Origin of the sequence: Psychrobacter submarinus (genome assembly GCF_904846685.1) — a bacterium.
GTDB lineage: Bacteria > Pseudomonadota > Gammaproteobacteria > Pseudomonadales > Moraxellaceae > Psychrobacter > Psychrobacter submarinus.
This window is the reverse complement of the sequence record NZ_CAJHBQ010000003.1, coordinates 337,100-359,471: the sequence shown is the minus strand read 5'-3', so window position 1 is coordinate 359,471 and position 22,372 is coordinate 337,100. Positions and strand designations below refer to the sequence as shown.

Annotated in this window: 14 protein-coding genes, 2 tRNA genes and 3 pseudogenes; 13 read left to right on the top strand and 6 right to left on the bottom strand. The window is 43.5% G+C overall.

The genetic code is table 11. From position 1 onward, the window contains the following. Nucleotides 1–72: 72 nt before the first annotated feature. The 4 genes from rlmN to JMY03_RS10765 form a co-directional block, all read right to left on the bottom strand. Nucleotides 73–1,311: a 23S rRNA (adenine(2503)-C(2))-methyltransferase RlmN gene (rlmN, locus tag JMY03_RS10780; protein WP_025643732.1), complete on the bottom strand. Its 1,239-nt coding sequence runs from the start codon at nt 1,309–1,311 to the stop codon at nt 73–75. 481 nt (nt 1,312–1,792) lie between these two features. Next, nucleotides 1,793–2,224, bottom strand: a complete 432-nt coding sequence (gene ndk, locus JMY03_RS10775; RefSeq protein WP_025643734.1) for a nucleoside-diphosphate kinase — start codon at nt 2,222–2,224, stop codon at nt 1,793–1,795. A gap of 290 nt (nt 2,225–2,514) precedes the next feature. Next, on the bottom strand, nt 2,515–3,804 hold the full coding sequence (locus JMY03_RS10770) for an adenylosuccinate synthase (protein WP_201603618.1): 1,290 nt from the start codon (nt 3,802–3,804) through the stop codon (nt 2,515–2,517). A 157-nt stretch (nt 3,805–3,961) separates the two neighbouring features. After that, on the bottom strand, nt 3,962–5,272 hold the full coding sequence (locus tag JMY03_RS10765; protein WP_201603616.1) for an ATP phosphoribosyltransferase regulatory subunit: 1,311 nt from the start codon (nt 5,270–5,272) through the stop codon (nt 3,962–3,964). A gap of 571 nt (nt 5,273–5,843) precedes the next feature. Between JMY03_RS10765 and JMY03_RS10760 the strand changes: the two genes are divergently transcribed. Both JMY03_RS10760 and corA read left to right on the top strand, forming a co-directional pair. Next, complete coding sequence (locus JMY03_RS10760; protein WP_025643740.1) at nt 5,844–6,233, top strand: DUF2237 family protein; 390 nt, start codon at nt 5,844–5,846, stop codon at nt 6,231–6,233. A 181-nt stretch (nt 6,234–6,414) separates the two neighbouring features. Further along, nucleotides 6,415–7,635 carry a magnesium/cobalt transporter CorA gene (corA, locus tag JMY03_RS10755; RefSeq protein WP_025643742.1) on the top strand — a complete coding sequence of 407 codons (1,221 nt, stop codon included), beginning with the start codon at nt 6,415–6,417 and terminating at the stop codon, nt 7,633–7,635. Nucleotides 7,636–7,754: 119 nt separating this feature from the next. Here corA and JMY03_RS10750 read toward each other — a convergent pair whose 3' ends face one another. Further along, nucleotides 7,755–8,273 carry a phosphate-starvation-inducible protein PsiE gene (locus JMY03_RS10750; protein WP_075103016.1) on the bottom strand — a complete coding sequence of 173 codons (519 nt, stop codon included), beginning with the start codon at nt 8,271–8,273 and terminating at the stop codon, nt 7,755–7,757. A 117-nt stretch (nt 8,274–8,390) separates the two neighbouring features. Next, the gene (folD, locus tag JMY03_RS10745; protein WP_201603614.1) at nt 8,391–9,287 is read right to left on the bottom strand and encodes a bifunctional methylenetetrahydrofolate dehydrogenase/methenyltetrahydrofolate cyclohydrolase FolD; all 897 of its coding nucleotides are present in this window, start codon (nt 9,285–9,287) and stop codon (nt 8,391–8,393) included. Between the two features lie 555 nt (nt 9,288–9,842). On the opposite strand from folD, the gene JMY03_RS10740 reads away from it, so the two are divergent. From JMY03_RS10740 to JMY03_RS13455, 11 genes and pseudogenes are all read left to right on the top strand, one after another. Further along, on the top strand, nt 9,843–11,495 hold the full coding sequence (locus tag JMY03_RS10740) for a sodium:solute symporter family protein (RefSeq protein ID WP_201603662.1): 1,653 nt from the start codon (nt 9,843–9,845) through the stop codon (nt 11,493–11,495). A 133-nt stretch (nt 11,496–11,628) separates the two neighbouring features. Next, nucleotides 11,629–11,763: a putative transporter small subunit gene (locus tag JMY03_RS13190; RefSeq protein ID WP_213017893.1), complete on the top strand. Its 135-nt coding sequence runs from the start codon at nt 11,629–11,631 to the stop codon at nt 11,761–11,763. A 137-nt stretch (nt 11,764–11,900) separates the two neighbouring features. Then, nucleotides 11,901–11,974: transfer RNA gene (locus JMY03_RS10735), tRNA-Cys, on the top strand. 150 nt (nt 11,975–12,124) lie between these two features. Then, nucleotides 12,125–12,211: transfer RNA gene (locus JMY03_RS10730), tRNA-Leu, on the top strand. Between the two features lie 163 nt (nt 12,212–12,374). Next, nucleotides 12,375–13,745: a tyrosine-type recombinase/integrase gene (locus tag JMY03_RS10725; RefSeq protein ID WP_201603613.1), complete on the top strand. Its 1,371-nt coding sequence runs from the start codon at nt 12,375–12,377 to the stop codon at nt 13,743–13,745. A gap of 65 nt (nt 13,746–13,810) precedes the next feature. Next, complete coding sequence (locus JMY03_RS10720) at nt 13,811–15,649, top strand: DUF262 domain-containing protein (protein WP_071001258.1); 1,839 nt, start codon at nt 13,811–13,813, stop codon at nt 15,647–15,649. Nucleotides 15,650–15,890: 241 nt separating this feature from the next. Further along, the gene (locus JMY03_RS10715) at nt 15,891–17,105 is read left to right on the top strand and encodes an IS256 family transposase (protein WP_201603611.1); all 1,215 of its coding nucleotides are present in this window, start codon (nt 15,891–15,893) and stop codon (nt 17,103–17,105) included. Between the two features lie 10 nt (nt 17,106–17,115). Beyond that, nucleotides 17,116–17,379: pseudogene (locus JMY03_RS10710) on the top strand (transposase); the annotation flags it as partial. 231 nt (nt 17,380–17,610) lie between these two features. Then, nucleotides 17,611–19,311, top strand: a pseudogene (locus JMY03_RS13505) (ESPR-type extended signal peptide-containing protein); the annotation flags it as partial. Nucleotides 19,312–19,863: 552 nt separating this feature from the next. After that, nucleotides 19,864–21,393, top strand: a pseudogene (locus JMY03_RS13500) (trimeric autotransporter adhesin AtaA); the annotation flags it as partial. A gap of 12 nt (nt 21,394–21,405) precedes the next feature. Continuing rightward, on the top strand, nt 21,406–22,332 hold the full coding sequence (locus JMY03_RS13455) for a YadA-like family protein (protein ID WP_449314258.1): 927 nt from the start codon (nt 21,406–21,408) through the stop codon (nt 22,330–22,332). Nucleotides 22,333–22,372: the final 40 nt, after the last annotated feature.

The following is a 22,372-nucleotide window of genomic DNA, read 5'->3' as shown; positions in this document are numbered from 1 at the left end:
ATTACACTGTTTTCGCCCTGTCACTTTGTCACTGTACTGAGACTCTGTTTGGGACTTTGTTGAGGAATTCGTTTAGGCCTTGGCATCGCGCTTAAAGCGGCTATCTTTAATAGTAACGGCTTGCGCGCTTCTATCTTTGATGCTTTGCTGCCACTTCTCTGAGCGGCGCGTACGATCGGCCACTTGCCCGACGAGCTGACCACAAGCGGCATCGATATCATCGCCGCGAGTTTGACGAATGGTACAGACAAAACCCGCTTGGCTCAAAATATCACTAAAAGCATGAATACGGTTATTGCTTGATTTACCATAATCGGCGTGCGGGAACGGATTAAAAGGTATTAAGTTAATTTTGCTTGGTAAATCGCCTAACAGCGCGACTAGCTGGCGCGCGTGTACATCACTATCATTGACGCCATCTAACATCACATACTCGATAGTGACGTGTTTTTTGTGGCGCGGATTAGCGTCGAACACATAGTTACGAGCAGCGGCCATCAGCTCTGCTAGCGGATACTTTTTATTAATAGGTACCAGCTCATTACGTAGCTCATCATTAGGCGCATGCAGTGAGATAGCTAAAGCGACATCGATATCTTGCGCTAATTGATACATCTTTGGCACAACACCTGAGGTTGAGAGCGTCACTCGGCGCTTAGATAAGCCATAAGCATGATCGCTAAGCATAAGCTCCATCGAGCCAACTACAGGCTTATAGTTTAATAAAGGTTCACCCATACCCATCATAACGACGTTAGTGACTTTATTCTCCCAAAGACTATGATCGACATGCTCTAAGCTGTCATTCTCATCGCTCATATAAGAGGCATTCGCAACCCATAGCTGACCTAAGATCTCAGCGGCGGAGAGGTCGCGCTCAAAGCCTTGCTTACCAGTACTACAAAAGCTGCAATCAAGCGCGCAGCCCACTTGTGATGAGATACACAGAGTCTTACGTCCATCGACTTTACTATCGTCAGCAGGTATCAGCACGGTCTCAACCAGTGAGCCACCAGTGACCTCGAACACCCACTTACGGGTGCCATCATCGCTATATTGACGATGAATAACCTTGGGCGCAGTGACGCAAGCGTGCTGCGCTAACTTTTCTCGCAGTGATTTACTCAGATTGGTCATCTGCTCAAAGTCAGTGACGCCGTGTTGGTATATCCACTTAATCACTTGGGTGGCGCGAAAAGGCTTCTCGCCAATACTTTTGAAGTAATCGGCAAGCTGCTCTTGGGTCATACCCAAGAGATTAGTCTTACTCTGAGTGTCAGCTGACGGCGTGGATGTTTGTACCATGGACATAATAAATACCTTTTTGCCTGAGCTAAAAAGCTTGTGCAATATTGTGGAGCATGAGCAATCCATTATGAGCGTTATTATATCAGCTCACGTTTTATTTGGTCACTGATAATGAGATGCTGATAAGGGATTGCTAACGCTATGAGCCCTAGAAAGTTACTTGAGGGCTTTTATAGTTAGATTAGATTGGTATAGTAGTTATTTATATAACAATGAGACTTACGATAATCCGATAATCGTAACGCTATACTGAATATTAGGGTAATCCTAGGTTATTTCAACGCTCAACGCTTAGACTATGAAGTGAGTAGCTGATAGTAGAAACGGCTTACACCCTACTGAGTATAAGCCGTCTTGCGCTACTATTGAATAAATGACTATAGGCTGACTAGCAGTCAACTGCTGGTAGTCATAAATACTAAACCCCAACATAACCTATTAACAGCAACGCCTCAATACTCGTCCATACTGATCAACGTATGAATTAACGAGTACGAGCACACACTTCATTATCATTGAAGAAGTAGCTGATTTCACGCTCAGCGGACTGAGCAGAATCTGAACCATGAACGGCGTTTTCGTCGATGCTGCTAGCAAAATCTGCACGGATAGTACCTTTGTCTGCATCAGCTGGGTTAGTTGCGCCCATGATTTCGCGATGCTTAGCGATAGCGTTCTCGCCTTCTAATACTGATACTAATACTGGGCCTGAGGTCATGAATGACTTTAGGTCGTTGTAGAATGGACGCTCAGCGTGCTCAGCGTAAAAGCCGCCCGCTTTTTCGTCATCAAGTTGCATCATTTTAGCAGCAACGATTTTTAGACCCGCTTGCTCAAAGCGATCATAGATAGCGCCGATATGATTGCCAGCAACTGCGTCAGGTTTGATAATAGATAGAGTACGTTCGTTAGCCATGAAAAGCTCCTATAAAGTGGATTGAGTTAGCCGTAAAATAAAGAGGTAAGTTATCTGTGATCATCACACCAAATCAGCTAAATAAACCGATAAACTAGTGCGTTATCAATGCGAGCACACTGCCCTCAGTGGATGATTGCTGACTATTATAATGATTAACACTATAAATGATAGGGTTAATTTATGATTGTGTCTTGCTAAACCGTAAATACCCTCATCTGATTAAAAAATCCCAGTGCCTTGTATAATTTAGACACTGGGATTTGATTATACTTCTAGCGCTTTATCGCTTACGCATCATATGGATCACGTAGGACGATAGTCTCTTCGCGGTCAGGGCCGGTTGAGATGATATCAACTGGGCAATTAATCAGCTCTTCGATACGTTTGATGTAGATCTTGGCGTTCTCTGGTAGATCGTCATAGTTGGTGATACCAACAGTCGACTCGCTCCAGCCTTGCAATGTCTCATACTTAGGCGTAACCGCTTCGTAGAATTCGGCATCATGAGCGCCTGCGCATTCTGTCTCAGGCAAGTTATAGCCAACACCGATCAGAAGCTCGTCTAAACCATCCAACACATCAAGCTTAGTCAAGCAAATACCTGATAGTGAGTTTAGTACGACCGCACGGCGTAGCGCTTCGGCATCGAACCAACCGCAGCGACGGGCGCGGCCTGTTGTTGCGCCAAACTCATGACCGACTTTGGCTAAATGCGCGCCAACATCATCGAATAGCTCCGTTGGGAATGGACCGCTACCAACACGCGTGGTATAAGCCTTAGTGATACCCAATACGTAGTCCAAGTATAACGGACCAATACCCGTACCGGTAGAAACGCCGCCTGCCGTTACGCTTGAGCTGGTCACAAACGGATAAGTGCCGTGATCGATATCAAGTAGCGTGCCTTGCGCGCCCTCAAACATTAAGTTCTTGCCCGCTAGACGCAGCTGGTTCAAATCTTCGGTCACATCAGTAACCATGCCTTCGATCTCGTCGCGCCACTGTTGGCACAGCTGATAAGTCTCATCAAAGTCAATCGCATCGACTTTATAGTACTGAGTCAACTGGAAGTTATGATACTCGATAAGGTTACGTAGTTTTTCTTCTAAGTCATCCCGGAACAAGTCAGCAAGCTTGATCGCTCGGCGTGCGACTTTGTCTTCGTATGCAGGACCGATGCCGCGGCCAGTGGTACCGATTTTACCTGAACCGCGTTTGGCTTCACGCGCTTGATCGAGTGCCACGTGATACGGCATGATAAGCGGGCAATTTGGCGAGATACGCAGGCGCTCGCGTACTGGTACATCATTATCCTCAAGCTCCTTCATCTCTTTGAGTAGAGCATCAGGAGCTAAGACCACACCATTACCGATGAAGCAAGTGACATCATCACGCAAAATACCAGAAGGAATGAGATGCAGTACGGTAGTTTTGCCATCGACGACTAGCGTATGCCCTGCATTGTGACCGCCCTGAAAACGCGCCACTGCTGAGGACTTTTCGGTAAGCAAATCGACGATCTTGCCTTTACCTTCATCGCCCCATTGGCTTCCTAAAACTACGACATTCTTACCCATGATAGATCCTTACAGTAATGTATTTGAGTAGGTTAATAAACGACTATTAAATTAAACAGCTAAGCGAGTTATCAGACTTAGCTATGGATTGAATCAGATATTGAATTCAGTGTTAGGGCGCGTTACCCCGCCACTATATATTTCGGTACTGTACTGATTAATTGATATTAATTAATTGCCAGCTCTCATCAGCTAGGCTTAAACGATGGGTAACATCAGCTGGACAGTCATCTTCGCTCAAAGGCACTATAACCCGGTACCCTTGCTGGCGCCATTTTTCGATTTGCTGTTGTAACGCTTGTTTGCGCGCACTATCGGCCTCAGTCATGTCAGTATAATCAACAATGACTACCGCTGGCGCTGCAAGCTCAATATGTGCCAGCAATCGGCTGACATCCATACTAAACCCAGTCGCGGCTCGCGGCGCTTGATCATCGGTCAGTTGACTGTTCTGACTTTGCATACCATCGAAGCGACCGCCGCGCACTAGTGGCTGGGTCTCACTATTGATATAACCGTTAAAGACGATACCCGTATGATAATGATAACCTGATAGTTCGGTGACATCGATACTGACATCGCACTGCCATTGCTGCTGCAGATGTGTACTCAAGCGTTGTAATTCGTCGACTGCTTGCGCAATCTTGGTATCTTGCTTAGCCGTAGCAGATAGCTTCGCCAGCAGTTCAGTCATATCATGACCATAGCGTGCTAACGCATAAAAATCGTCCCCCATCGGCAGAGCTTTACTTATGCGCTTAAGCTCTGGTAGGTTTTTATTAGCATACAGCGTCATCAGCTGGTCGGTATCACTGGTAGATAACTGTGCCAGCTCAGCTAAGCGTTTAAATATCGCCACGTGACCTAAATCGATATGGAGACTTGCCTTTAGACTCAAGCCATTGACCATAGTAAACAATACATCTATCAGCTCAATATCGGCCTTTAGATCATCATAGCCGAAGATCTCAGCGCCCAACTGCAGCGGTGTGCGTGAGCCAAATAATCCTGAGGGCAGCGTATGGATGACGTGACCCACATAACAATAGCGCGCTATGCCTTTACCGTGATGCGCGTCGATACGTAGAATCTGCGGCGTGATATCGGCGCGCAGACCCATCAAGCGGCCGGTCAACTGATCGATAATCTTGAATGTCTGCCGCTTAAGGTCCTCTGAGGCCTCACTCAATAATGACTCGGTATATTCAATCAAAGGAGGACTGACTGGCTGATAGCCATGAGTGATCAGCTGCTGGATGAGCTGATAACGCAGCACTTCTTGTTTTTGGGCCGCAGAAAACAGTACATCGCCAACCCCATCCGGTAGTAGCCAATTATTCGCCACTTCAGCGGCATGATTACTTAAGTAAGATAGGCCATTATTAGCCCCTGTAGGTGTCGTTTGGGTACTCTGCTGAGTCGCCGAAGAGGAGTGAGCAAAACTAGTAGAATCAGAACTGACAGACACAATAAATCCTTGTTTGGCTTATCGCGCAAACGCGATACGATAAGTTTATGAGCGGTTTGTATTTTTAGCACGCACTATCACTGACCCAATCCGTATAAAGTAACTAGGTCATCTCAATACCAAATATTTTTCAGTTTAGGTCATGCAAAATCTAGATCGTTATATAGTTGACCGATTTAAGTATAGTCGTTTTTAATTATGATAATAAATAGACGAGGGTGATAAAAGCTATCGCTGTGCACTTCAAACATTTGACATACTATATTAGATATATAACATAAAACGTTTGAACACACTGACGCGAAATGCTCACAGCACTTGAGGATTTAGTTTAGCATAGCCGTTAAGATTCGACTAGTCACAATTCTGAGTAATCACTAGCGATGGCTACCGATTACTCAGCACTTTTCAACAGCTATAGACAGCAGTCCTTAAAAAGCGCTAAGACTCCCCTGGTAGAGGTAAGCGCAGTGGAGCGTCAATAATCATTTGCTAACAAAGTAGCCGTTTTTGGCTTATCTCTATGCGCTAGACCCGTGTTACACTAACTCATATTTTTTTTGGAATTTTTATGTCCACAGATTATCATCCTAACCCCGAGATCAATCAAACCAATGTACTAGGCACTGCACTGGCTAGCTGCTGCTTTGATCCTATCACTGGATATTATCGTAACGGTTTTTGTCATACTGGCAACCAAGATGTTGGCCAACATACAGTCTGCGCTAAGATGACTAGCGAATTTTTGAACTTTTCATCGAGTCGCGGTAATGACCTCATCACCCCTTTACCTGAGTATAATTTTGCTGGTTTAAAGCCCGGTGACTATTGGTGTATCTGTGCACTACGCTGGGTTGAAGCATTGGACTTCGATATCGCACCGCCTATTAAGCTTGAAGCTTGTCATGAGAGCTTACTGACGCTTGTCGATATCGACACCTTAAAGCGTTATGCTTTATAGCCTGCCGCTTGAAATTTAGGTCTCAATATTTGACTAGTGATATTAGGTGTCTCGCACATTTGCATCTCCTGCACTGTCTAAGATGCGGCAAGTCCTATGTGATAAAGATACTTTTATATAAAGATTTAATTTTAACGACTAATCTTTAACGGCTAGGCTTTAACGACGAGGAAGAGCGTGTATGCACCGTGATGATGAGCCGTCACTCCAGACGATACGTATCGCCCCAGATTCTAATATCGAACGTATCTACTCTGACAATGTTGACAATGTTGAGGCGCCGCTAAACTTCGTCGATTACGACAGCTATATTTACGGTGATGCAGAAGCGACGGAAGAAGATACGCTTGAGACCATGACCGTCTACGACCCCGACTCAGAGCGTTATGAGGATATCGTCGTCTCAAGCGAAGCTGAAGTGGTCAACTGCTACTCCTACTCGCGTAAGACCGGTAAACAAATCAGCCAGTTGGCGCTTGGCGATGTGAATAAAGCTTTGACCAATAATAACCAGTTTATTTGGTTAGGGCTTTATGAGCCAAGCTTACAGACCATTGCCGAAGTGCAAAACGCTTTTGATCTGCATGAGCTGGCTATAGAAGATGCTTTTTCGGACAACCAACGTGCCAAAATCGAAGCCTATAACAACGATACGGTATTCTTGGTCGTTCGTACCGCCAAGCTTGAAGATAATTATATCCGCTACGGCACAACTGCGATATTTATGGGTAAAAACTACCTAATTACTATCCGCACGGGCCCCTCAAACGCCTATGCGCCGATTCGTGAGCACTGTCATCTGCGCCCCGAAAAGCTAAGAATGGGGCCTATCTTTATCTTGCACGCTGTTCTTGATTTTATTGTCGATAACTACTTGCCCATCACCGATAGACTCGGCAGCTACTTACGCGAGCAAGAGCGTAATATCTTTACTTATGAGTTTAATAAAGACACCCTAAAAAACCTCTATGAGATTAAGTCGCAACTGGTACATATGCGCGCGGTAATCTTGCCAGTACAAGACATCTGTAACTTCTTCATTAATCATCAAAAAAGCGATTTAGTACCCGCCTTCCCTAACGCTGCTAAGCCTTACTTTCGAGATATTAATGACCATCTGCTGCGCTCACTAGATGCAGTTAACGGCCTCAATGAGATGCTAAGCTTAGCTATGGATACCTATATGGCTATGGTCAATATGGGTCAAAACGAGGTGGTGCGAAAGCTTGCTGCTTGGGCCGGTATACTGGCAGTACCGACTGCCGTCGCTGGGCTGTATGGCATGAACTTCGACTTTATGCCTGAGCTGCATTGGGAATACTCTTATTTTGTTATTCTATTTTTGATTGCGACGACTTGTAGCTACTTATACTATAAGTTTAAAAAGGTAAAATGGCTGTAAAGCCATACAAATCTTAGACGAGCTAATTTCATATCAAGGGCGGAGTTCTGTATTGCACAGAACTCCGTCCTTTCTTATGGTCTAACTGTTCTTATGGTCTAACTGTGGCAATTACTTCTCTATTCACGGCGATGCTTCGTGTTGCTCTTAGGTGCCTGAGCGTTGTCAGGTAGTAACGCTTTTGTAGTAGAATTAACGTGAGCACTATCTAAATTATCCTCTGGTCGACCATAGGTTCGGGCTGTCCATGTGAGTACAACTATCGAGGCACTTAGTAAGATTATCACTACAGAAATCGTTGCGAGTAGCCACAAGTGAAAGTAGTCAGATACCGCTTGAACATCTACTACTAGATGTCGTGACAGTGCTGTTATGGCAATAAAGATTAAAAACTGTACAGGTAAGCGATGGGTCTTAAAATAAATGCCAATCATAGCAAGCAGCTCTAGATAAATAAATAACATCAAAATATCTTTTAGCGCCGCTGAACCTTTTTGAATAATAACAATAAACTCTTTACCTGCTGTCCAGATCACCACCAAACTGATCAAAAATAAAATAATATAGTGGCAAATATCGACGAACTCTCTGCCAATATGCTGTAAACGCTCATGAAGATCTACATTTTTTTTAGACATGTGGGAACCTATCAACTTTTTGTTTGGTTGATTTGGTCTGATAATCTATAGCATCAGACGCCTTATCTATGAGCAATGAATATTCGAATCTATCATTCATTTAATAGTTGTACCAGTCTACAAACCTGCAGCCTTTTCTGCAGCTTCAACGGTTTGGCGAATCAAGGTATTGATCGTCATTGGCCCGACACCGCCTGGTACTGGCGTATAGGCACTAGCAATATCAGCCACGCCCGTCATCTCGATATCACCAACGCCGCCGTTATCCGTAGGATGGAAGCCGGCATCGACCACTACCGCGCCGGGTTTAATCCACTCGGCTTTAATCAGCTCAGGTACGCCGACCGCGCCAACGACAATATCAGCGCGCTGTACATGCGCTTGCAAATCTTCGGTTCTTGAATGGCAAATCGTCACAGTACAGTTCGCATTTAATAGCATCATCGCCATCGGCTTACCTAAGATCGGACTACGCCCGACCACCACAGCCTGCTTACCGGATAGCTCGATATCATAGTGCGCTAGCAGATGCATGATGCCCTGCGGCGTACAAGAGCCATATGCCGCCTCTCCCATACTCATACGACCAAAACCTAAGCAAGTGACGCCATCAACATCTTTTGCCAAGTCGATTTGCTCAAAACAAGCACGCTCATCGATATGAGCAGGTACAGGGTGCTGTAATAAAATACCATGCACATCTGGATTATTATTGAGCTCGTCAATTTTTGCTTTGAGCTGCTCGGTGGTGGTCTCGGATGGCAGCTCCACCTTGATTGAGTCCATACCGATACGCTTGCAGGCATTGCCTTTCATACGTACATAAGTGGCGGAGGCAGGATCGGCACCGACCAAAATCGTCGCAAGGATTGGGGTACGTCCCGTCTTATCCTTGAGCGTAGCCACGCGCTGGCTCAGAGACTGCTCTATCTGTTTGGCGAGCGCTTTGCCATCTAACAGCGTAGCGGATTTTTGCTCAGTTGATGGCTCAGTAGTGTTTGACGCACTTGACATGATAACTCCAAAGTTTTGGCGATGAACAGAAAGGAAACCCGTATAATTCACGCGTGATATTGTACCTCTGTTACAGCCAAAAGCCTACCCACTTATACCTATTAAAATGCCTTTCATAAACTTAGCTGCTTTTTTATATCCAAGTTATATCCAAGTTATATCCAAGTTATATCCAAGTTATATCCAAGTTATATCCAAGTTATATCCAAGTTATATCCAAGTTATATCGAAGCTACATTAAAGCTTATTTAACACGCATTAAGCCTTTTTATTCCTTCTCGCGTTACTTCCTAATAGTGTAAGTAATAGTGCATATATTAAGATTTGCAGTAAGAGCTGAGCTTGCGATTCTTGCATTCTCACAAAGTTAAGCGAAGAAAAGTTAACTGGGCGGTCAATAGGTTTGAAGTTACATCTGTGTTAGGTTGTTGACACAAAAATCAAATACTAATGGTCTACTCCTTTGGTATTTATCTTTTTTACGTTTCTATCTATGTCAGTTTATGACGTCAATGATAAGTATAATAGTGAGGTGCGAATTTGCAAAACGAGTCACTGTTTCAATTTTCGGCGCTAACTGTTATTTTACTGTTAGTCGCTTTTTATGGGGGTACTTATTTACTCTCTTTACTGATCAAAAAAGACAAAGAATCGACCAGTGGGTTTATGGTCGCAGGGCACGGCGTTGGTTTCGGTATGGGCGCCGCTAGTATGACCGCCACTTGGATTTGGGCAGCCTCCTTTTATGCTGCGGCCACTTCTGGTTATAAATACGGTGTGTCCGGTCCGATTCATTATGGCTTTTGGGGCGCATTGATGATTTTATTCATCTACCCATTTGGCATGCGCTTTCGCGAACTGGCCCCCAACGGTCACACTTTAGGTGAGCTTATTCACGCCCGCCACGGTTCATTAAGCCAATTGATTTTAGCCATATCTAACCTTATGGGCAGCTTAATTAGCTTGATGGTCAACTTCACCGCCGCCGGCGCCTTAGTTTCCGTACTCTCACCATTATCGTTTCAGACCGGTGTACTTATCGCTGGTATCGGCGTCTTAAGCTATACGCTAACCTCAGGCTTTCGAGCATCTGTCTTTACCGATTTCGCTCAGCTTGTCGCCTTAATGGCTATCGGCGTGGTAATTATTCCGGCTGTATTGTTCTCTATGGGTGGTCCTAGCGTCATGGTAGAAGGGCTGTCCAATCTAACTCTTGAGCAGCAAGACTTCTTTTCATCAGAAGCTTTCTTGCAGCAAGGTGCGCCTTTCTTCGTCGCGGTATTAGCATATGCTATCGGTAATCAGACGATTACCCAAAGGCTATTCGCCATTGATCAAGACAAAATCAAACCCACCTTTGTTACTGCCACTATCGGTTACGCAGGTATCGTCATCGGTCTAGGTATGATAGGTCTAATGGCTTTGACCATCGGTGTCGAGCCGCTAAATGGCGATATGAATAATCTGATTCCGCAAATGGTCAGCACTTATCTGCATCCGATATTTATTGCACTGTTCTTTATTTTAGTTATCGGCTCATTATCTTCAACGGCAGATTCTGATTTGTCTGCATTATCGACGATTATGATGGCGGACGTCTACGGTAAAAACATCGCCAAAAAAGGTCAAGTCAAACCAAGAACGATGATGCTAGTCGGCCGTGGTACGATGATTGTCGCCACCGCTGCTGGTCTGATATTTGCAAGCTTTAAGCTCGATATCTTAGTGATGCTCGTATTCGTCGGTGCATTATGGGGCGCGGTCGTCTTCCCGGTCATCGCCAGCGTGTTTTGGAACCGCGTTACCAATGTCGCGTTTACCTCTGCGGTGATTGTCGCCTTGATATTCTTCTGTATCGCTCGTTTTGAGCTGATCCCTATCACAGGTGTTACCGCTCTATTCTTCGAGGCGATGGCGAGTGTTGGCGCAGCTGTCGTTATTGGTCTGATGGTCTTTGGTTTCTTAGGGCGTAAGGCAGGTATGGGTGCAGCCCTGATAACGCTAATCTTGATGTTGATCTTTGCCACTGGCTTCTTGCGTGATTATATGGTGTTAGTCGCTTCCCTAACGGCTTATGGCGTTAGTGCGATCGTCTGTACGCTAGTGAGCTTAATGGGTAATGAGCGCTTCGACTTTGATTTAATCAAACAACGCGTCGGCAACTATGATAAAAAAGCTAAGGTCGCCCCCGCCTCTAAGAACCCGTAAGCGGTAGGCTATAAAACTTAGCTTGATATAACTTAGCTTAATTTAGGACGGTTTTGAGTCTATAGCCACTATTGAAAACTGATTTAGTGGCTATGACTGAAACCCTATTTATTAGCCATAAAAAGGAGATAACATGGATAACACTTTTATTTACGGCTTGTATATCCTGATTTGGCCCGCTATCACTTTAGCCGTGCTAGTCTTGATTTGCACTGCAACCTATCGTGATATCAAACGAGCCAAACGCGATAACAAAGATATCGTCTAATCAATGTCATTAAAGCAAGCTAACTGCTTGTATTCGCTCTATTAATTAACACTTGCGTGCGTGCGACGATAAATAAGCACAATTTAGCCAAAAAATAGCTTGTATTTTGAATTAATTTTGCTAATATAGTGACCCTTGGCTGGGTAGCACAGTGGTTATGCAGCGGATTGCAAATCCGTAGACGCCGGTTCGATTCCGACCCCAGCCTCCACTCTTTAGCTCAATTATTGTACGCGTTGTTTTTGATAATTTAGCTCAATTTTGACTTGCATTATTGAGATAACGGCTTATAATAGCGAGCACTTATCTAGTAACTAGATGGTCTATCAGCTAGCTTACTTTTTTAGATAAAACAAGTTTTGCCCGGGTGGTGAAATTGGTAGACACAAGGGATTTAAAATCCCTCGCTCTAACGAGCGTGCCGGTTCAAGTCCGGCTCCGGGTACCATTACATAGTCCTATACTATCTTATAGAACAGCTAAAGCCCCTGATATCAGGGGCTTTGTTGTATCTGATGTTCTATACTGTCCTGCTCTATCTATCCCAATCCATGCATCTGATGTACACTACTATGTACACTGGTTTTTAAATGTACATTGGGGTATCAGTTATGGAAGCACGCAAACCTATTAGCTCTGATCGCAGTATCAGCAGTCATAAAGCCGATGACAAAGAATACCTAGTCTCTGTCAAAAACCATCCCATGCTTTATCTCATGGTCAGACCTAATGGCACTAAGTCTTGGGTTTATCGCTACCTGTCCCCTACTCATTCAAAGAATAAACGTATATCGCTTGGTGTATATCCAAACGTATCGTTTTCACGTGCCTGTGAAATCTGGCGTGACTATGAAGAGCTACTAAGCCGTAGCATTGACCCCAAAAACCATCGTGAAGAATTAAAGAATAGTATTATTAGTAAAACTAAAAAATCTTTTAATTATTTTGCTTGGGAGTATTTTGAAGGACTAGAGCAGACTCAAAAAGGTAATACGTTGATTCGCAAGAAAGGCCGTTTAGAGCTTATATGCTCCTATATTGGTAATGAACCTATTAGCGAAATTGGCTCACCTAGAATGCTCGAAGTGTTACTAGACATCCAAGCTAATTCATTAAATAAAGCTGGCAAGCCCACAGATAAGGCTGAGCGCTGTGCAGGTATCGCTAGTGATGTATTCGTCTATGCGGGTGCTCGCGGCTTCTGTAGTAGCAATCCTGCGGCGCTTATTAAGAGCCAGTTGGCTAAGTCAAGTTACGGTCATCGTCCTGCCATCACTAAGCCTAAAAATTTGGCTAAGCTACTGCGTGATATTGAGACTATAGAAGGTGATCCAAACACCATTAACTCCCTTAGGCTATTAGCATTACTATTCGTGCGTAACGGCGACCTAAGACGTATGCGCTGGGCTGATTTAGACCTAGAGGCTAGCAGGTGGCAATTAAAGCCGCTCAAAGGTCAAGGCAAATTAAACATGGTCAAAGACATGGTAGTTCCCCTACCTCGTCAAGCCGTAGCTATATTGAGTGAACAACAAAAAATTAATGGTCATACTGAATACGTATTTTTTAGCCAGACGGCAAAAAAGCATCAGATCATCTCTGATGCGACAGCGAATAAGCGGTTAAAGGATTTGGGCTATAAAGACATTCATTGCGCACATGGCTTTAGAGCCACTGCGAAGACTATCCTGCAAGAGCAGCTAAAATACTCTCTTGTACTTGTTGAGATGGCTCTAGGTCATACTACTAAAGACCCTAATGGAACTGCTTACGGTCGGTTTGAGTACATCGACGATCGTAGTGAGATGATGCAAAACTGGGCGGACTATTTAGACGCATTACGAGAAGGCAGAGATACGGCAGAATTTAGAGCGGAAGCGCAAACTAAGGCTAACTCTACTTCTCAGTTGCAAGCCTTAATTGATCTGCTTGGTGAAGATAAAATCTTAGAGACGCTTAAAAATCGAAAGGGCCAAGATTAATATCAAACAACTTTATAGTATTATCTTCAATATAATACAATCTTATTAGCATATAGGTTATTTTCATGGAAAAGAAAACTTTATCTAACATTCTTGAAGGTAAAATATTTAGAATACCTGATTATCAACGGGGATACGCTTGGGAAAACAAACAGTTAAAAGACTTTGTTCAAGATATTGATGCACTAATTGATGAGGAAATAAAGAGTCATTATACAGGTACTATCGTCATTTTTCAGCCTAAGAATGAACCAACCGAACATTATGGAATTAATCAACTAGAGATTGTCGATGTTGTCGATGGCCAACAAAGATTAACTACCAGTAGTCTATACTTATCAGTTATTTTAAATAAGCTTATAGAAAGAGGAAATGAAGAGTTTAAAGAGGCAATTCCTATCTATCTTTATTCTGGCTCCAAAATTAAGCTACGGCTCAGTAATGACACAGAACACTTCTTCTTTGACCTTATTTCTAAGGGCAATGCTAATGTTAATGCAACTACTATTCATCAAGAAAGACTATTGAATGCCTATCAATTTCTCAACACTCACATTAAAAGCCAAACAAAAAATAGGGATGCTATTTCATATCTAACAAACCTATTTAATGCGATTACCCGCAAATTAAACTTTTCATTTTATCCTATTGAAGAAGAAAGCGAAATAGGTATGACTTTCGAACTAATGAACTCAAGAGGTAAAGACTTATCATCGTTAGAATTATTAAAAAACTACTTAATGTATTGGGTTTATCGTAACGTTTTAAATGATAGTGATAAAGAAAATCTAACCCACTTAATAAATAAATCTTGGAAAGAGGTTTATATAAATATAGCAGAGTCTAACGGTAGTGAAAATCAATGCTTACGTCTCGGTTGGACGCTATATTATAACCATTCTCCTAAAAAATGGGATGGCTATACAGGTTTTAAGTCAAACGACGTTATTCCTTTGCGAGATTTCAAGAAAAAAAGTAAAGAGGATACACAATTATTTATAGCAACATTTACAACTGGCTTGGCAGAATTGTCCAAACACTACTCAGCTATCCTAAAGCCTAATGATAAGTCTGCATTACCGAATGAAATTAAGTGGTTAACTAAAATCAAAAATGCGGGCAATATCGCCAGTTATCTACCACTAATGGCCGCTTCTAGAAAAGGGGTAATTGATGGATATATATCTCCTACGGCATATATAACTTTACTACAAGCCTTAGAATTGTTTTCCTATAGAGTTTTTTTATGGGAAGGTAAACGTAGTAATACTGGTTTATCAAAATTCCATAAATGGGCCGATGATGTTTTCTCGAAGAACCATAGTTTAGAAAGTATCATTGACTTAATCCTAGGAACAATAAACTGGTATTCTAATGAAATCCGTTTCAGAAAAGAGATTTATGAAGAGCTGTATGATTGGTATCACTCGCGTAGGCTTCTTAAATATACACTATACGAATATGAATTATGGCTTCTTAATAACGAAGGTAAAGGAGCTAATCCTAAACTTGCTTGGAGCGATTTATCTGATGCAACTTTAGAGCATATCTTACCTCAGAACCCTAAAGAAAACTCTTATTGGAAAAAGTCATGGCCAGAAGTAGAATCTAAGAAATACTTGCATGATATTTCAAATTTAGTTTTGACAAAAGACAATTCTCATTATTTAAACTTTGATTTTGATAGAAAAAAAGGTAGTCCTGGATGCGGTCATTGTTACTCTAATTCAGATATTAGACAAGAGCGTAAGATAGCGGAGTTTGATGAATGGACTCCCTTAAGTTGTGCTAAACGCAGAGATACAATGGTATCATGGATCATAGAAAGGTGGGGAATTGATAAACATTTTGAACTTCCTAAAGAAGTTTTAGAACTTGAAGATGAAGAAGAGATCGACTCTTAACGAAAACTGACGTATTAATTAAGCACGCTACAAGTCAATACCCCTACTCCACATAGAAAAGTTATGAAGTAGCTTTACTAAGCTACTTAAAGTCAAACAGTTATGATATTACTAATAACTATCCTATATTCAGTTTATAGATATTCTTGATGTATTAAACATATAAGCTGAATTGGTTAGTTATGAGCCTTTCCCAAACTCTGTGTAACTGCTTATAATCCAATGTAAAGGAGAATAAGCAATGACAAAAGAAACAGAACTAAAGAAATTAGCCGAACAAATGGCTAAACACGTTGGAAGCTTCGAAGACATCAAAGACTTTCAGAAGCAGCTCATGCAATCCTTTATCGATACTGCCCTTGAAGCTGAGATGGAAGACCATCTCGGCTACCCCAAGCATGAAAAGGCGGATAAACCTAATAAGCGTAATGGGCACACTAAAAAGACCGTCCGCAGTGACACAGGCGATCTTGAGATATCTACCCCAAGAGACCGTGATGGTGACTTTGAACCTACACTTGTGCGCAAGCATCAAACCCGTATCTCAGGGCTTGATGATAAAATCATATTTCTTTACGCCAAGGGCCAAACCACCACCGAGATTGTAGAGAGCATTAAAGAGCTGTACGATGTCGACATCTCAAGCTCTCTTGTCTCAAGAGTCACCGATAACATATTAGAGGACATCACCGCTTGGCAGAACAGGCCACTGAGCAGTATCTATCCTATCGTCTACTTAGACTGCATTGTCGTTAAAGTACGTCAAGACAAGCAGATCATCAACAAGGCTATATACCTGGCATTAGGCGTGGGACTTGATGGTAGAAAAGAGCTGCTTGGCATGTGGTTATCAGAGAATGAAGGCGCTAAGTTCTGGCTTGGTGTTCTCACTGAGCTACAAAACCGCGGGGTACAAGACATCTTAATCGCTTGTGTCGATGGTTTAAAGGGCTTCCCTGATGCCATTAACACGGTTTATCCCAATGCTCAGGTTCAGCTGTGTATCGTGCATATGCTGCGTTACTCCATGAAGTTTGTGCCGTGGACAGATAAGAAGGCCGTAGCGGCTGATTTAAAGGCCATCTACGGCGCTGATACGCTTGAGATAGCAGAGGCCAACCTTGAGCACTTTGATGAGACTTGGGGCACAGAGTACCCGCATGTCATCAAGTCTTGGCGTAATAACTGGGAGGGCCTAACGGTGTTCTTTGACTATCCTAAAGACATCAGAAAAGTGATATATACCACCAATGCTATTGAGTCGCTAAACAGTGTGATTCGAACAGCGGTGAATAAGCGTAAGGTGTTCCCGTCTGATCAGGCAGCGTTTAAAGTGGTGTACTTAGCCACCCAGCAGGCATCCAAAAAGTGGTCGATGCCGAGTCAACACTGGACGTCTGCTCTGAATCGTTTTATGATTATGTTTGATGACCGTATCAGTAAGCATTTAATCTAAATGGCAGTTACACAGAATCTGGGATGGTCTCGATGTCAGTGAGTTTACTCATTATCGTATCAACCACTCTAAAACCTTTGTTAATGACAAGAATCACATTAACGGTATAGAGAACTTTTGGAACCAAGCTAAACGGCATCTACGCAAGTTTAACGGGGTTCCAAAAGAGCATTTTTACCTCTATTTAAAGGAATGTGAGTGGCGTTTTAATCACAGTGACCCAAAGTCGCAATTACTACAATTAAAACAATGGGTTAAACAGGGTTTGAACTAGTTATCTAGGACAGCCCCAAAAGTATTTAGATTCTTTCTTAAATATTACTGATGAACGGTCGATATTTAGTGATGAACGGTATTTACTATATATCTTGGTACTATAAAATGATAACAAAACTAGTCAATAAGCTAACAAAAGTTATTTAATTATCTCTAATCTGTATATATACAAACCTATAGTGTTTCCCGTTACCTACTCGCCCACTCATCTTCATAGGATAAGAGCAATATGAATCGTAATTACAAAGTCATTTGGAATCAGTCATTAAACTGCTTTATGGCGGTTGCTGAATATGCAAAAAGCCGTGGTAAGTCTAGTAGTAGCGTGAGTTCTACGTCTACCGCATCTGCTGCGATATCTTCAGGGGCACGATTATTACGATTGAGTGCTCTAAGTGTGGGGCTGATTAGTGCCGGGTTTAGTGTGCAGGCAGTAGCAGGCTATGAAGCAGGCGGTGGGACGACTAGGGCAAACTGTACAAGAGGTACTACTGGTTCTGGTACTGAATCTGCTTCGATAGCTATTGCAAACGAGAATAGTATTGCTTGTGCCTCAGGTCCAGAGGCAATCGCAATAGGTGCAAATCTTGCAGCATCAGGTTCACAGGCTACAGCAATCGGTAGTGATATTATTGCGAGTGGTGATCTATCAGTCATTATAGGTCAAAATTTCAATAGTAATCCTACGACATCTACTGGTGCAGGTGGGGTTGCTATTGGTAGTGGCTTAACGCCAGCCTTAGATAGTCCAGTCGCAAATGGGGTTGGTTCTGTTGCTATTGGATCAAGTGGAAATGGTACAACTAATAGCCTAAATGGTGCGGTTGCCTCAGGAAATCATGCCTTAGCTCTCATGTCTGGTGCGAATGCGTCAGCCACAAACTCTATCGCTTTGGGTACTTCTGCAACAGCAAATAATGCCAATAGTGTTGCATTGGGTTCTGGTTCAACAACTGCTGCGTACGTTCGAACCCAAACAGGTACAGTTAACGGCAAGACTTATACCTATGCAGGCACACCTGCTACTTCAAGCACGGTGAGCATTGGTGCATCAGGTACTGAACGTACTTTAACCAACTTGGCCGCTGGTCGCGTGAGTGCAACGAGTACAGATGGTATTAATGGTAGTCAATTATTTCAAACTAATACAGAACTAGGGAACCTAGCAGCCAGTACAGCTAGTGCATTGGGAGGTAGCTCTGCTGCAGGAACAGCTGCAGGTGCAGTGAGTCTCCCTACTTATAACGTCGGTGGAACAACAGTTAATAATGTAGGTGATGCATTAACCAACTTAGATGGTCGCACCACGGCAAACACTTCTGGTCTTGCAGATCTGGCCTCAGGTAAAACTGGTCTGGTTCGTCAAGATACTGGTACAGGCGCGATCACCGTTGGTGCTCAAACGGGTGGTACCAGTGTTGAGTTTACTGGCACTGATGGCGTGCGTACCTTAAGTGGCCTTGCAAATGGTAACGTTGCTGCAAACTCTACTGAAGCAGTGACTGGTGATCAGTTAAATACTACTAATACCAATGTCACTACTGCTCAAACAACAGCAAGCAGTGCCCTAACTAAAGCCAATCAAGGCTTTAATATCAGTGCCGACAATGGCACTCAAGACAACGTACAGTTAGGCGAAGCGGTTAACTTCACCAACACAGATGGTAACCTAGTCTCAACCGTAAGTGACAATGGCATTAACTACGACTTAGCAGAGAACATTAGTGTCACCCAAGCGACTATTGGTGATGCCACCAATAACACAGTATTGACCAGCACAGCTAATGGTTTAGATGTCGGCGGTGATAAAATCACTAACTTATCTAACGGCACTATTGCTGCTGGATCAAGTGATGCAGTGACGGGCGATCAATTAAACACTACTAATACTAGTGTTACTGCTAATAGAACAGACATTGATACCAATACAGGGAACATCGCCGACAATAGCAATCGCTCTACTGGTAATCTGGCTGCTCTAGGTGGCGGCGCTGCTTATGATGCAGCAACCGATATTTATACCGCACCCACTTATACCTTAAACAACGGTAATAACGATGGTAGCACCACAGACTATAACGATGTCGGTAGCGCACTAGGCAACTTAGATGGTCGCACCACGGCAAACACTTCTGGTCTTGCAGATCTGGCCTCAGGTAAAACTGGTCTGGTTCGTCAAGATACTGGTACAGGCGCGATCACCGTTGGTGCTCAAACGGGTGGTACCAGTGTTGAGTTTACCAATGTCGATGGCGCTAATCGTCAACTAACAGGCGTTGCCAGTGCAGGAGACATTACTCTTGCTGCCAATGCAAACAATGCCGTCAACGCAGGCGATGTAAATACGGCAGTTACAGGTTTGACCAATGCTGGTCTAAAATTCTCAGGCGACAACAACACTGCAACACCGTTCACTCGTAAACTGGGTGAAGAATTAAAAGTTCGTGGCGGAGCTACTGAACTAACTGATAACAACATTGGTGTGGTTGCTAGTACTGACGACACCCTAACGGTCAAGCTTTCTGAGAATATTGATCTTGGTGCTAATGGTAGCGTGACGACTGGCAACAGCGTCACCAACAGCGATGGTGTAAAAGTTGATGATGGTGCAGGTAATGCAACCACCATCACCACTGCAGGTACCAGCGTCACTGACGGTACCAGCACCAGCAACTATGGTGCTGAAGGCTTTACTGTTACAGATGCAACGGGTAACAGAAGTATCTTTAATCAAAGCGGCATCAGCTTTACAGACACCCAAGGTGATGTAACCGGTCCAAGCATTACTGCAAGTGGCATTAATGCCGGTGGTTCTACCATCACCAACCTAAAAGATGGCACAAACGCTGGCGATGCAGTGAATAAACGTCAGTTAGACGCCATTACTGGCAATATTACCGCAGGCGGGGTTCAGTATAATCGAAACCCTGACAACACAGTAAACTACGACCAAGTCAGCTTCGCTGGTACACCAGCTATCGTCGGTAAAGATGACAATGATAACGACATCGTCGTTAGTGGTGGAACGACGCTTACTAACGTTGCCAATGGTATCAACGCCTCTGATGCAGTTAATAAAGGTCAGCTTGATAGTGTTACTAAGGTCAAGGTGTTTGATAAAAACGGTGATGAGGTCACGGTAAATTTGGCAGATCAAGTGGTTAACAACAATGTAAATAACAATGACTTAGAATCTTTATTCTTAACCTATAATAAAGAAGGCCAAGAAGTCACTGATCGCTTGACCATCGGTGAGACGGTGCAAAAAATGAACACGGAAGGCGTAAAATTTGCCCATACCAATGCTAGTAGTCAAAGCAAAGGCGACATTGCTAACGGTGTGACCAATGACTCAAGCGCAGGTGGTCTAGACTCTACTGCCATCGGTGTCAACGCCATTATCGAAGCTGGCGCTGATAGCACAGTAGCCTTAGGTCATGACACGTTTGCCTCGGCCGATGCGACAAAATCTGTCGTTATAGGTAAAGGGTCAGAGGTTGCAGGTGAGTCATCAATTGCTATTGGTGATGGCGCGCAAGCGTTAGGTAATCAGTCCATTAGTATCGGTACCGGCAACGTTGTTAATGGCGATAACTCTGGTGCCTTTGGTGATCCAAGTATTATTAATGGCAGTAACAGTTACTCAGTGGGTAATAACAATACAATTAATAGTAATGACACCTTTGTCTTCGGTAATAATGTGACTCAAACTGTCGAAGGCTCGGTAGTATTGGGTACCGGCTCTGCAGCGATGACGGGCGCGGGTATCGCAGGATTTGGGGCCGTTAGCAATGCTGCTATTGCTGCCACAACCAGTACTACAGGCGCAGTTGCTGTGGGTGATGCGGCTAATAACGTATATCGTCAAGTCACTGGCGTTGCCGCAGGTACGGCGGATTCCGATGCGGTCAACGTCTCACAGCTAAAAGCAGTCAGTGATGCACTGGGTGATAGCAATGAAGCGCTCAGTAACGCTGCCGTGCAATACGACAAAAACCCAGATGATACTGTCAATAAAGGCAGCATTACATTAGGCGGCGCAGCAGGTACCACTATCACCAATGTCAAAGGTGGCTCTATCGCTGCAGGTAGTACTGATGCCATCAATGGTGGTCAATTGCATAATCTTGGTAGCGATGTTGCTGGCATTATCGGTGGTGATGCTACCTATGATGCAGATGGTAACCTAACCGCTAATAACATCGGCGGTACTGGTAAAGGGAATATCAGTGATGCTATTGCTTCTATTAACCAAGGTAATGCTCAGGCCAATGAAGATATCAAAGTCAACACTGATAATATTCAAGCCAATACTGACAGACTAGATGCTGGTCTAAGCTTCGGTGCTGATAATGGTGACAACTTCAATAAACCAGTAGGCGATGGCACTGCCCTTAAGTTTGAAGGCAGCGATAACATCACTACAACCACCACTGGCAGCGGCATTAAGTTTGATTTGAATGGCAATATCAGTGTGGACAGTGTCACGGCTGATAGTGTGACCACAGGTAATACCACAGTCAGCAATAATGGTATCACCATCAAAGATGGTCCAAGCATGACCACAGAAGGCATCAATGCAGGTAATAAAACAATCACTGGTGTCGCTGATGGCATCGAAGTCAATGATGCTGTCAACCTTGGTCAGCTTAATGCGCTTGATGGGAAGCTCAGTAACAGTGTTAATGAGCTAGGTTATAAAATAAATGAAGTAGAAGACGATGCAAATGCGGGTGTTTCAGCAGCAATGGCTATGTCTTCACTACCACAAGCTTACATCCCTGGTAAGTCAATGGTTGGTGGTGGTATCGCTACTTATAATGGTCAGAGTGCAGTGGCGATTGGTGTCTCTAAAGTATCTGATAATGGTCGCTGGGTCATTAAGGTAAATGGTACAGCAGATACTCAAGGCAATGCAGGCGGCGCAGTTGGTGCAGGCTTCCATTTCTAATATAAGCACACTACTTCATGGCAGCGTTTATCTATGAATA